Raw genomic sequence first — 12,481 nt, 5'->3', positions numbered from 1 at the left:
GAGCCCGACGTAGCGAGCGGAGTGGTACGCGAGGTAGGAGCGTCCCGCGAAGCGCGTGAGGAGCGGTGAGCGACCACAGAACAGGGTGCGAACCTGACGTAGCGAGCTGAGCGGTACGCGACCGTGGCGGTCCAGGGTGGGCCTCCGGCGTGATGGCGTCCCGCGAAGTGCGTGAGGATGGGGAGTGACCGAGAAGACAGGGAGCCGCTGTGATCGACGAAACCCTCCTCGAAGCCGAGGAAAAGATGGACAAGGCCGTGTCGGTGGCGAAGGACGACTTCGCGGGCATCCGCACAGGTCGTATCACCCCGTCGATGTTCAACAAGATCAGCGCTGAGTACTACGGGACACCCACCCCCATTCAGCAACTCGCCTCGTTCCACGTGCCCGAGGCGCGCATGGTCATCATCCAGCCTTTCGACAAGAGCTCGATGGCCGCGATCGAGAAGGCGATCCGCAACTCGGACCTCGGTGTGAACCCCGGTAACGACGGAGCGGTGATCCGCGTGGCCTTCCCCGAGTTGTCGGAGGAGCGCCGCAAGGAGTACATCAAGGTCGCCCGGAACAAGGCGGAGCACTCCAAGGTCTCCATTCGCAACATCCGTCGCAACGCCAAGGAGACCCTGGACAAGCTGATCAAGGATGGCGAGGCCGGTGAGGACGAGGTGCGCCGGGCGGAGAAGGAGCTCGACGACCTCACCCAGAAGCATGTCGCCAAGATCGACGAGCTGCTCAAGCACAAGGAAGCCGAGCTGCTCGAAGTCTGAACCATGATCCTTGTCCCGTGCGGGCCGTTGTCCGTACGGGACAAGGATTTTGTGCAGGTATGAAAGTAGGACCCCCTGTGGAACCCGTGGCGGGCAGTAGCCGTACCGGCCGGAATCTCCCCGTCGCAGTGGCGGTGGGGCTCGCCCTGGCGGCGGTCATCATCGCCTCCCTCTATTTCGTGAAGGTGCTCTTCCTCGCCGTGGTGATCGCGGCTGTGGGCATCGGCGTGACGGAGCTGGTCCGGTCGTTCGAGGCCAGAGGCATCAACGTCCCGCTCGTCCCGGTCCTGGCGGGCATGACCGCCATGCTGGTCGGCGCCTACTGGGGCGGCGAGGTGACCGGCTCCGCCTGGGGCGGGACCGCCTGGCTGGTCGGCGTCTTCGCGATGACCGTGCTGGTGCTGATGATCTGGCGGATGTTCCAGGGCACCGAGAACTACGTCCGCGACATCACCGCGACCATCCTGGTCGTCGTCTACCCCTCCCTGCTCGCCGGGTTCGTGGCGCTGCTGCTCGCCGATCCCGACCAGGGCCCGGACCGGGTGGTCGTCTTCATCGCCACCACCGCCGCGAGCGACATCGGCGGGTATTTCGCCGGGATCTCCCTCGGTAAGCACAAGATGTCCCCGGTGATCAGCCCGAAGAAGACCTGGGAGGGCTTCGCCGGGTCGGCGCTGGCCTGCATGGCGGTGGGCGGCTGGCTGGTGGCGTGGCTGCTGGAGGACGACATCTGGAAGGGCGTCCTCATCGGCGCGGTCGTGGTGGTCTTCGCCACGCTCGGCGACCTGGTCGAGTCGGTGATCAAACGCGATCTCGGCGTCAAGGACATGGGCAGCGTGCTTCCGGGCCACGGGGGCATGATGGACCGCCTCGACTCCATGGTGGCCGCGCTGATCCCGGTCTGGGTGCTGCTCACCCTGCTGACCTGAGTCACCCCGCGGACATCATCCTGCTGCCCTGAGTCACTCCGCGGACATCACCCCGCTGACCTGAACCGCCGGCCCGCGTCACCGGGCCTTCCGCCCGCGCGTGACGTCCCGCGCTCCCGTACGGCGGCTTCCGCACTCCCGTACGGCCTGGGCGGTCCCGGTCATCCCGCCCTGGTGAGCCGGGTCGCGGACAGGCGCGGGAGCACCGCCCGGTAGCCCTGGGCCGAGACCAGGTTCAGCTCGTCCGGGGTGATCGGGACGAGCCAGAGCCACTGCACGGAGTCGCCGCCGAAGGAGAAGCCCGACAGGTCGGGCAGCCCCGGCAGCCCGGTCAGCATCATGACGCCGCCGTAGGCGGAGCCGAGCGGGAAGGTCTCCGGCCGGTGGTACCACCTGGCGGTGTGACCGTGGCCCAGCCAGGTGACCGAGTGCCACGGATACTGCCCCAGCCACAGGAACAGCCGGGCCGCGTCGCGGGCGTCGCCGGGGGAGGCGACGGCGAGCTCCACCCGGGCGTACGCGTCCGGCCGGTCGATGTACTGCTCGACGGTGGGCATCCGCTGGCAGCTCATCCCGACCGTGGACAGGATCGTGTGCTCCCTGCCCCGCTCCGGGGGGCGTTCGGTGATGCCCACCGCGGGCATCCGCTCGCCCCCCGCGTCCCAGAACCTGCCCGCGGTGCCGACCTTGCGGTCCAGGTGCCCCATCACGAACTGCTGGAACGTGGCCCAGGAGCCGTCTCCCGCGCGCCACTCCCAGTAGGCGCGGGCCTTGGCGATCCGGGAGGCCAGACCTTCGTGGGCCTCCTCCAGCGACCAGGCGAACGGGGACTCGCCCAGCGCGTCGCGGGAGTAGCCGGGCATTCCCCGGCCCATGTCCGCCCATCCAGGAATGACCGCGAGCAGCTCGTCGTTCTCGTACAGGGCGACGCCGTCGCCCTCCTCGAACCACAGCGATCGCAGCGCGCCCAGGGGCCCCCTGCCGTCGGGGTGGCGGGTGTTCGCCCTCGGGGCCACCGGCGGCAGTTCGGAGTTCAGGCGGTCCGGGTCGATCCCGTCCGGGGCCGGGCGGTGGTTGGCCAGCCAGACGGCTCCGTGCACCGTTCCCCCCGGCCCGCACAGGTAAGCTACCGAGGAAGTCTCGTCGCGTTCGACCACCAGGGTGCGGCTTCCGTAGGGGTTGACGTCGGCGAACACGACCTCGACGCCGTCTCCCCGCCGTTCCGCGGGGCCCGTGGGGCGGTTTGTCGCCATACCTCCGGACTCTAGATCACTGTCGGGCACCGCTTCGAGCATTCGCGTAACCGTTGAGAGAAGGCGTTGGACTTGTCGACCGTCAGCCCGTCCGGGACCCCCGTACCCGGCCAGCTCACCTTCGTGGCGCCGCGCCGGGCCAAGCCCGCCCGCCACCTGGCCGACCTGACCATGGCCGAGCGCCGGGCGGTCGTCGCCGAACTGGGCGAGAAGCCGTTCCGCGCCGACCAGCTCTCCCGGCACTACTTCGAGAAGTTCAACGGCGATCCCGAGCTGATGACGGACCTGCCGGCCGCGGCCAGGGAGAAGTTCGCCACCGCGCTGTTCCCCAGCCTGCTGACCTCGGTCAGGGAGATGACCACCGACGCGGGCACCACCCGCAAGACGCTGTGGCGGCTCTTCGACGGCGCGCTGGTCGAGTCGGTCCTCATGCGCTACAGCGACCGTACGACCATGTGCGTGTCGTCGCAGGCCGGATGCGGCATGAACTGCCCGTTCTGCGCCACCGGCCAGGCGGGTCTCACCCGTAACATGACCACCGCCGAGATCGTCGAGCAGGTCGTCGCCGGGGCCCGTGCGCTCGCGGCCGGCGACGTCCCCGGTGGTCCCGGGCGGGTCAGCAACGTGGTCTTCATGGGCATGGGCGAGCCGCTGGCCAACTACAAGGCCGTGATCGGCGCCGTCCGCCGCATGGTCGAGCCCGCCCCTGACGGCCTGGGCATCTCCGCCCGCGGCGTCACCGTCTCCACGGTCGGCCTGGTCCCGGCGATCGGCAAGCTCGCCGCCGAGGGCCTGCCGGTGACGCTGGCCCTCTCGCTGCACGCGCCCGACGACGAGCTCCGCGACACGCTGGTGCCGATCAACACCCGCTGGAAGGTCGCCGAGGTCCTCGACGCCGCCTGGGACTACGCGGCCAGGACCAAGCGCCGGGTCTCCATCGAGTACGCGCTGATCAAGGACATCAACGACCAGGAGTGGCGCGCCGACCTGCTCGGCAAGCTGATCAAGAACAAGCTGGTGCACGTCAACCTGATCCCGCTCAATCCGACCCCCGGTTCGAAGTGGACCGCCTCCCGCCCCGAGGACGAGCGCGCCTTCGTCCGGCGCCTGGAGTACCACGGCGTGCCGGTGACGGTCCGCGACACCCGCGGCCGCGAGATCGACGGCGCCTGCGGCCAGCTCGCCGCCGCCGAGTAGCTTTCTGCCGTACGGCTTTCTGCTGTACGGCTGCGCCCCCGAGGCGCCGACCGCCGCCCCGGCTCACTCACCCGGGGCGGCGCTCCCCGGCCGTCCCGGGCTCCCGCCGCATCGCCGACCGCCGCCGCGGGGCACTCACCCGAGGCGGCGCCTCGCCCGTCCCACCCTCCCGCCGCAACGCCGACCGGCTCGGCGTGTGGTCTCTTTGGCCTGTTCCCCCGGCGTTCCCCGAGTGTGATCACGTCCACTTCGACCGGGTAGCGACCATCCCGGCACGTCAACAGAGGCTGTCCAGTCAGTGACCGGGCGACCAATCCACCACCAGAGCAGCGGCTCTCGTGTCAGTCGTCTGGCGACTGATCCACCATCAGACCAGCGACCATTCCACCAGCAAAGCAGCGGCTATCCTGTCACCAGAACCCGGGCTGTGACATGCTTGTCCCATGGTCAGCGGCTCACAGACTCCTCTCGGCAGGGTCGTTCCACGACGCGCGGAAAGGCTCGTTGAGGAGGCACTGGCCGACACCCGCGTCACCCTCGTCACCGGGGCACGCCAGTGCGGCAAGAGCACTCTGGTCCGGCTCCTCGCCAAGGAGCGCACCGGAGAGTGGCGCAACCTCGACACCCCCGCCGCCCGCCAGGCCGCGCTCGCCGACCCCGCCGGTTTCGTGGACTTCCCCGAGCTCATGGTCATCGACGAGATCCAGCGAGCCCCCGAGCTGCTGCTCGCCATCAAGGAACAGGTGGACACCGATCCGAGGCCGGGCCGATACCTGCTGACCGGCTCGGCGCGCGTGCTCGGGCTCCGGGGGCTTCCCGACGCGTTGCCCGGCCGGATGGAGACCATCGAGCTGTGGCCCTTCTCGCAGGGCGAGATCGACGGCACGGCCGACGGATTCGTGGACACCGTCTTCACCGAGCCCGAAAGTCTTCACCACACCTCCGAGATCGGTCGCGCCGAGTACGCGGAACGGCTGGTCCGGGGTGGGTTTCCCGAGGCGGTCTCGCGTCCCAACGTCCGCAGACGCGAGCGGTTCCTCGACTCGTACGTCGCGGATCTCATCGCGCGTGACGTGAACCAGCTGGCCGAGATCGAGCGAACCTCGGAGATGCGTGCCCTGATCCGGCTGCTGGCCGCCCGGTCGGGCCAGTTGCTGGTTCCCGGATCCCTGAGCAACGGGATCGGGCTCTCCGCGAGCACGGTCCATCGCTACCTCGGCCTGCTGGAGGAGGTCTTCCTGATCAAGCGGATCCCCGCCTGGTCACGCAACCTCGGCAGCCGCGCGATCGGGACCCCCAAGATGGCCTTCGTCGATTCCGGGATCGCGGCGAACCTCCTGGGAGCCGACTCCCGGAGCCTGGTGCGTCCCGAGGGTGCCTTCGGCCCGCTCCTGGAGGGCTTCGTCCTCATGGAGCTGGCCCGCCAGCTCACCTGGTCCGACGAACGCGTGGAGCTGTTCCACTATCGGACCAAGGACAAGGTGGAGGTCGACGCCGTCCTGGAGAATCGCCAGGGGCGCGTGGTCGGCATAGAGGTGAAGGCGTCGTCCACGGTGCGACCGGACGACTTCAAGGGACTGCGGCACCTCGCGGCCCGCCTCGGCGACGACTTCGCGGTGGGAATCGTCCTCTATACGGGGACGCAGACACTCCCGTTCGGCGACCGCATGCGCGCCATGCCGGTGAGCGCCCTCTGGGAGGTCACCGCTCCGCGCGGGTGACCGTCTGGGTCGCCGGTTATGGCATCGGGATCAACGGCCCGCGTCGCCAGGGCTGGTTTTCCAGTCGTGTCTCCTCTTCCAGATTGCGGGCGGGTTCCTCCACGGTCGCTCCGCAGCGGACGTCGCACAGGCCGTGCTCAAGCCCGTACGCCGACATGCTGGTGCGTCGTACGGCGTACCAGCCGCCTCCGTTTCCTTCGGAGATGATCAGGTCCGTCCGTAGCGAGTGATCAGCTCAGCTCTCGACATCCGTACCTGGTTGCGTCCATGGAGGTTGAGATCTACACGAACCTCGTTCACGTCACCCCTGCCATGTGGGAAACCTTCCAACTGCCGGGCGTTCGACTCGCCACCTCCTACTACTCAGACCAGCCCGATGGGCACGAGGCGATCACCAAGCGGCCCACGCTCAAGGTCACGACGAAGAACATCGCCCGCGCACAGGACCTCGGCATCCCGCTTCGCGCGGGAGTAATCGGTGTCAACGACGGTCAGCGCACCCAGCAGAGCATCGCCGTACTGGAACGTCTTGGCGTTTCCGAAATCGGCTACGACGATCTCCGGGAAGTCGGACGCGGCACCCGGCGAGATGGCCCTAGCGTCGCGCAGCTCTGCGGCAACTGCGGAGACCGACAGGTGGCGATCTCGCCCACAGGAGAAGTCTGGCCGTGCGTGTTCTCACGCTGGCTTCCGGCAGGCAACGTTCAAGAGACGCCCCCCGCGGACATCCTCACCAGCGAGGCGTTCGCGCGGATCACCGACGAGCTACGAGAAGCATTCGGTCGGCGTAAGCCATGCAACCCGGACCCGTGCAGCCCAGACTGTAGCCCGTCGTGTAGACCGCAAAGCAACTGCCGCCCGTCCAACAACTGCGCACCGAACTACTCATGCGGGCCGTGCGCGCCGAAGGATCAGAACTGCAATCCAGTGATGAGCTGTAATCCCAACAAGTGTCGCCCCACGAGGTAGGGAACGAACGTGAGCAGCCAGCGCCGCGATCCCGACTGATCTGCACTGGGCCAATCTGACGTACCCTCGGCTGTGGGTGCTCGATTGGGAGTACTGGGGTAACGCTCCCGCCGGATACGGAGCAGCCATGCTCTACCTGCACAGCCTCCTGGTTCCCGCCACCGCTGCCCAGGTTCACGACCTGTTCGCCGACCTTTTCGACACCCCAACCGGTCGCCTGGCGCAACTGTCCGCCGCCGGGCACATTCTCGACCGCGCCGGCCGAAGCGGCGACTACCCAACCCTCGCCGCCCCAGTGCGCGCCCACGCCGCCCGGCTGATCCAACCCGCAGGAAGGCGATAGCGCGTGCTCCTCACCCGCCTGAGCACCCGTCACCTTCCCCCAGGGCGGGCCGCCACCTTGCCGCCCGTCCGCCACCTCTCCGAACACGGCTTGAATCTCACCGCCTCAGTGGCGTTCCTGGTCGGAGAGAACGGCTCCGGGAAGTCCACCGTCATGGAAGCGATCGCCGACGTCTGCGGCATCAATTCCGCAGGCGGTAAGGCTGGCACCCGATACGCCAGCACAGGACCCGCCACCCCCTTCGGGGAGGTCATGGACGCCGAACTCACGGCTACCGGCCTCCGCCTTCTTCGCGGCCCTCGCACCAAGCGCCGAGCGTTCTTCCTCCGCGCCGAAACTCTCTTCAACCTCGGCCAGAACGTTTCCGGCCGGTACGGGTTCTGGGAAGAAGACCTCACCGAGCAATCCCACGGCGAAGGGTTCTTCACCGTTCTAGAACGCATGGTGACCGGGCCGGGGCTCTATCTCATGGACGAACCCGAGGCGGCCCTCTCGTTTCCCTCATGTGTGCGCCTGGTCGGCCTCATGGCCCGCGTCGCGGACGAGGGCGGGCAGATCATTTGCGCCACCCACTCGCCGATCCTCACCAGCCTCCCCGGTGCGCAGATCATCGAACTCGGCGACCACGGCACCCGCACCACAGAGTGGGAAAAGCTCCAACTGGTCGATCACTGGCGACGCTTTCTTGCCAAACCAGACTTCTACCTGCGGTACGCCTTGGACACAGCCACCGATACTGACTGATCAAAGGGGCCGTTCCCGCGCTCACACCGGGCACGTACAGGGCGATATCGGCCGTCGCCCTCGCCGACGAGCGGCCTTTCGGTTTCGAGGCGCTCGTGAGGGGACCCGAGGGGCCTTCCCGCGAGGTGGACCCGGCGGGTCCTGTTTCACCGGTCGCGCGTCCGCTTGGCGGTGTCGTCGGCCACGTCGATGACGGGGCACGAACCCCATCGGATCAGATGCCCATTTAGAGGAAATGCTGACATTCTCTCCTGTTTGTGCCTTCGAATATGTGGTGATCCGCTACCGTCGCCCGGTACGACAGAAGATCGACTAGAGACTGGAGCATTGTGCGAAGAAGAACCTCTTGGTTCGCCGTCCTCCTGGCGACGGTGACGGTTTTACCGGTCGGGGTGGCCAGCGCGGACACCGAAGTCCTGAAGGCGCAAACCATCGTCTGGGCGCCCTGTGAGGAGGAGCCCGCCGCCGAGTGCGGCACGCTGAGCGTGCCCATCGACTGGTCGAAGCCGGGCGGGGCGAAGGTCGACATCGCCGTCGCGCGGCGGAAGGCCACGGATCCGGCCGCGCGGGTCGGTTCGCTGGTGATCAATCCCGGCGGTCCGGGCGGGTCGGGTGTGGAGGCCGTGTACGGCGCTCCCGGGTCCTACACCGAGGAACTGCAGCGACGGTTCGACATCGTCGGGTTCGACCCTCGGGGCGTGGGGCGCAGCAACCCGGTGATCTGCTCGGCGTCGGTGTACAACCGGATGCCGCACACCGTCATGAGAAGCCAGGCCGACTTCGACGCCTGGAACGCGTTCACCAAGAAGCTGCACGCCGACTGCCGCGCTCGTACCGGTCCGCTGTACGACCACGTCGATTCCGCCGACGTCGCCCGTGACCTGGACGCGCTGCGCGCCGCCCTGGGCGAGGAGAAGCTCACCTACTACGGGATCTCGTACGGCACGCTGATCGGCCAGATGTACGCCGAGCTGTTCCCCGGTCGCGTCCGGGCCCTCGGGCTCGACAGCAACATGGACCACAGCCTCGGCGTCGCGGGCTTCCTGGCCACCGAGGCGCTCGCCATCGAGGACGCGTTCGACCAGTTCGTCGGCTGGTGCGAGCAGGACACCAGTTGCGTCCTGCATGGGCGTGACATCCGTGCGATCTGGAAGGGCCTGCGGGAGAAGGCGCGGCGCGGTGAGCTGAAGTACCCGAGCACGGGCCAGACGATGACCGAGTTGCAGGTCATCTACAACGCCGCGCTGGGCACCGAGGGGCCGGCCTGGAACATACTGAGCGAGGTGATCAACTGGTTGGACGGTGGGCCGCAGCCGGAGTGGGTGCCCCCGCTGCCCGGCCGGCAGCCCGTGGAGGGTGACGTCGCGTATCTGCCGACCGCGGTCCTCTGCCAGGACTACAACCTCAAGGTGCGTGACTACGCGGAGTACGCCGCACTCATGCGTGTCTCCAATCGGCTCGCACCCGACACGGGGTACCACCCGTACCCGATCGACGATCTGCCGATCTGCATGAACTACCCGACCACCAACGCGCCGCACGCATTGCGATACACGGGCGACGCCCCGCTGCTGCTCGGGAATTCCCTGCACGATCCGGCCACCCCGTGGATATGGTCCGCCAACGCGGCCCGTCAGCTCGGGTCCAAGGCGGTGTTGCTCACATACGAGGGCTGGGGACACCGCATCTACGGCAAGGACAAGTGCCAGACGGACATCTTCGACGAGTACCTGATCTCGCTGAAGGTGCCGCCGCGCGGCACGCGCTGCGCCGTGGGCACGCCCGAGGAGAGCATGCTCAAGCAGCAGGCGCCGTCGCGGACGTGGCCGACCGGCCCGAACCACTGGGCGGCCGGCCCGGTCGCGGCCTCGCCCGCCTTCTGATCCCGGAGGCGGGCCTTCACCCGGGCGGCTCATCCGGGTGAGATCTGTGCGGCTGTCGAGTGGGTGGGTGTCGTCGAACCACGGCGAGTCCGGTGGTTCGACGACACCCATGCCTGTGTGACGCAGGCCCCGGCGGCGACACGATCGGCGTGTGACCTTTGCGGCCCCAGCCGTTCTCCAGCGCCCGTCGTCATCGATCGGCCGGCGTTCGCGACACCCCGTTCAGGGGTTCAGACGGCGCAGGCGCGCGTACAGGATGAGGCTCGCGGCGGTCCAGAAGAGGGTGGCGGCGGAGATGGGGAGCACGACGGTGTCGAGCAGGCCGGCGTTGGCGGCCCGCATCCAGGGCATGATCGGCACCGAGAGACGGCCCACCGGGGTGAGGCTGATCAGCAGCAGGGCGAGATAGCCGCCGAAGAGGGCGAGCATCGAGACGGCGGGGGAGGCCAGGATCGGGCGGCTGGTCAGGGCGCCCAGGGCCGTTCCCGCGCCCACGCCGAGCACGTGCAGCACGATACCGAGCGCCAGGTCGGCGGAGGTGGGCATGGCCGCGAAGCCGTGGAGCAGCGGGAACCCGATCGCGATCGCCGCCATGCCGAGGGTGACGGCCAGCGCGGCGAGCAGCCCGGCCCCGATCTCGCGGCCGGGCCGCCCGGCGGCCGTCATGGAGATCAGCCGCTGCGTCGGGGGCTCGGTGTCGAGCAGTCCCCGGGCGGCCCAGGCGAAGACGAGGATCAGCAGCCCGGCCGAGTCGGCGTACGCGGGCAGTTCCTTGCCCGGCGGGGTCAGCGTGGAGTAGAAGATGAGCAGCATCACGAAGAGCCCGATCATCGGCTGGAGCAGCCGGTGCGACCGGGCGTAGGCGGCGAGCTTGAAGCGTACGAGGTGGATCACGATGACCGCCTGGTGAGGTAGCCGTCGGCGCGGAGCTTCTGCTCCACCTCGTCGGCGTCGTCCGCGTCCACGACCACCTCGATGACCACCTGCCGGGACGGCTCCTCCGGGGAGGGCCGGGGGGCCGGCAGGGGCTCCTGCGAGGTGTCCGGGGAGACCCCGGGGAGGGGTCGCGGTGCTTCGGAGGCGTCTCGCGGGGAGGAGCCGGGGACCGGGGTGGGAAGCGCCGAGGGCTCGCGGGTGCCGACGGCGACGCCGCCGTCCGCGACGAGCCAGTGTTCGGCGCCGGGGAAGTCCTGGAGTTGCTTCTGGTGGTCGCTGACCACGACGGTCCCGCCGCGCGCGGCGATCTCCTCGATGATCACGGGGAGTTCGGCGCGGGTCTGCTCGTCGAGCCCGGCGAAGGGTTCGTCCAGGATGAGCAGGTCCGGCGGGGCGAGCAGCGACTGGATGAGTCCCACCTTCTGCGCGCTGCCCTTGGACAGGTCGCCGAGCGGCTGCTCCAGCAGGTGGGTCGCGTTCAGCCGCCCCGCGAGGTCCCCGGCGGCGGAGCCGGAGGAGAGGCCCCGGATCCTGGACATGTGGGCCAGGTAGGCGGCGACGGTGAACGGCTGGTTCACGGGGAACACGTCGGGGGCGTAACCGACGACGCCCGGCCGGTCGGAGATCGAGCCCCGGGAGGGGGGCACGAACCCCGCCATCAGGCGTAGCAGCGTCGACTTTCCCGCGCCGTTGCGGCCGGTGACCTCGATGACGGAGCCGGGACGGAGTGTGAGATCGACGTCCCGCAGGACCCAGGGGCCGCGCCGCGAGTATCGGAAGGACACCGTGGAGAGCCGCATAGGCCGCAACCCTACCGTGATCATCCGCTTTCCGGCCCGCGTCCTCGATCTTCCGGTCCTCCGGCCGGGTTCCCGGCGCCCGCTCTTTCGCCCGCATCCCCGGTCCCCGTATTTCCCGGTCCCCGTATTTCCCGGTCCTCGTCTTCCCCGGTCTCCGTCTTCCCCGGTCGACGGCACCCGCCCCTCGGCCGAGGACTCCCGGAACGCGAACGGAGACCTCGCGTGCACGCGAGGTCTCCGTCGTCATCGAGCCGGTGCGGTGTCACGTGCCGTCCGGCTCCGGGTCCACGGGATCAGCTGCCGTAGACGTCGAGGTCCCACAACGAGTAGCCGTAGGCGGGCAGCGCGCGTTGGGTGCCGTACACACGCACGTAACGCCCGCTGCCGCTGACGGTCAGGTCGTCCACCCCGCCGTCGGAGGAGACGGTGGAGTGGACGCTGGTCCAGGTGCTGTTGTTCGTGGAGGTCTGCACCTGGTACGCCTTGCCGTAGGCGGCCTCCCAGTTCAGCCGGACCCGGCTGATGGAGCGGGTGGCCCCCAGGTCGACAGTGATCCACTGCGGGTCGCTGTAGGCGCTGCTCCAGCGGGTGGCGGGGTCGCCGTCCACGGCGTAGGCACCGACCCGGCCGTTGCCCTCCTCCACGCTGCTGGTCGTGACCGGCCTGCCGGTGGACAGCAGCGTGGGCGTCGCGCCGGCGGGGGTGCCGTAGACGTTGAGGTCCCACAGGGAGTAGCCGTAGGCGGGCAGGGCTCGCTGGGTGCCGTGGACACGGACGTAGCGGCCGGTGCCGGTGACGGTCAGGTCGTCGACCCCGCCGTCGCTCGTGGTGGTGGAGTGGATGCTGGTCCAGGTGCTGTTGTTCGTGGAGGTCTGGACCTGGTAGGCCTTGCCGTAGGCGGCCTCCCAGTTCAGCCGGACCCGGTTGAGGTCGTAGGTC

Annotated in this window: 12 protein-coding genes; 8 read left to right on the top strand and 4 right to left on the bottom strand. The window is 68.9% G+C overall.

Features of this window, described 5'->3' with window-relative positions; genetic code table 11:
- Positions 1 to 209 precede the first annotated feature (209 nt).
- Both frr and AB0G15_RS17935 read left to right on the top strand, forming a co-directional pair.
- Entirely contained in the window at positions 210 to 767 is a 558-nt protein-coding gene (gene frr, locus AB0G15_RS17940; protein ID WP_362840672.1) for a ribosome recycling factor, read from the top strand.
- A gap of 77 nt (positions 768 to 844) precedes the next feature.
- Complete coding sequence (locus tag AB0G15_RS17935) at positions 845 to 1,696, top strand: phosphatidate cytidylyltransferase (protein WP_362840670.1); 852 nt, start codon at positions 845 to 847, stop codon at positions 1,694 to 1,696.
- Between the two features lie 161 nt (positions 1,697 to 1,857).
- Here the strand turns inward: AB0G15_RS17935 and AB0G15_RS17930 are convergent, their stop codons facing one another.
- Positions 1,858 to 2,949, bottom strand: coding sequence for a suppressor of fused domain protein (locus AB0G15_RS17930; RefSeq protein ID WP_362840668.1), 1,092 nt, complete (start codon positions 2,947 to 2,949; stop codon positions 1,858 to 1,860).
- Between the two features lie 72 nt (positions 2,950 to 3,021).
- Here AB0G15_RS17930 and rlmN point away from each other — a divergent pair, with 72 nt between their 5' ends.
- The 6 genes from rlmN to AB0G15_RS17900 all read left to right on the top strand — a co-directional run bounded on the left by rlmN (position 3,022) and on the right by AB0G15_RS17900 (position 9,806).
- Positions 3,022 to 4,146: a 23S rRNA (adenine(2503)-C(2))-methyltransferase RlmN gene (gene rlmN, locus AB0G15_RS17925; protein WP_362680458.1), complete on the top strand. Its 1,125-nt coding sequence runs from the start codon at positions 3,022 to 3,024 to the stop codon at positions 4,144 to 4,146.
- A 443-nt stretch (positions 4,147 to 4,589) separates the two neighbouring features.
- A complete protein-coding gene (locus AB0G15_RS17920; protein ID WP_362840666.1) occupies positions 4,590 to 5,867 on the top strand; it encodes an ATP-binding protein in 1,278 nt (425 codons plus the stop codon).
- A gap of 267 nt (positions 5,868 to 6,134) precedes the next feature.
- Positions 6,135 to 6,836, top strand: coding sequence for an SPASM domain-containing protein (locus AB0G15_RS17915; RefSeq protein WP_362840663.1), 702 nt, complete (start codon positions 6,135 to 6,137; stop codon positions 6,834 to 6,836).
- A gap of 127 nt (positions 6,837 to 6,963) precedes the next feature.
- The gene (locus AB0G15_RS17910; protein WP_362840660.1) at positions 6,964 to 7,179 is read left to right on the top strand and encodes a hypothetical protein; all 216 of its coding nucleotides are present in this window, start codon (positions 6,964 to 6,966) and stop codon (positions 7,177 to 7,179) included.
- Between the two features lie 3 nt (positions 7,180 to 7,182).
- Positions 7,183 to 7,923 carry an AAA family ATPase gene (locus AB0G15_RS17905; RefSeq protein ID WP_362840657.1) on the top strand — a complete coding sequence of 247 codons (741 nt, stop codon included), beginning with the start codon at positions 7,183 to 7,185 and terminating at the stop codon, positions 7,921 to 7,923.
- 371 nt (positions 7,924 to 8,294) lie between these two features.
- The gene (locus AB0G15_RS17900) at positions 8,295 to 9,806 is read left to right on the top strand and encodes an alpha/beta fold hydrolase (protein ID WP_362840654.1); all 1,512 of its coding nucleotides are present in this window, start codon (positions 8,295 to 8,297) and stop codon (positions 9,804 to 9,806) included.
- A gap of 222 nt (positions 9,807 to 10,028) precedes the next feature.
- Here AB0G15_RS17900 and AB0G15_RS17895 read toward each other — a convergent pair whose 3' ends face one another.
- The 3 genes from AB0G15_RS17895 to AB0G15_RS17885 all read right to left on the bottom strand — a co-directional run.
- Positions 10,029 to 10,700, bottom strand: coding sequence for a hypothetical protein (locus tag AB0G15_RS17895; RefSeq protein ID WP_362840651.1), 672 nt, complete (start codon positions 10,698 to 10,700; stop codon positions 10,029 to 10,031).
- Positions 10,697 to 11,542, bottom strand: coding sequence for an ATP-binding cassette domain-containing protein (locus AB0G15_RS17890; protein ID WP_362840648.1), 846 nt, complete (start codon positions 11,540 to 11,542; stop codon positions 10,697 to 10,699). The genes AB0G15_RS17895 and AB0G15_RS17890 overlap by 4 nt, the downstream gene beginning before the upstream one ends.
- A gap of 293 nt (positions 11,543 to 11,835) precedes the next feature.
- A partial coding sequence (locus tag AB0G15_RS17885; protein WP_362840645.1) for a discoidin domain-containing protein occupies positions 11,836 to 12,481 on the bottom strand: 646 nt, incomplete at its 5' end.

Origin of the sequence: Streptosporangium sp. NPDC023825, from assembly GCF_040639575.1 — a bacterium.
Classification (GTDB): domain Bacteria; phylum Actinomycetota; class Actinomycetes; order Streptosporangiales; family Streptosporangiaceae; genus Streptosporangium.
Note: the sequence above shows the minus strand (reverse complement) of the source record. Positions and strands in the feature narration are given on the sequence as shown.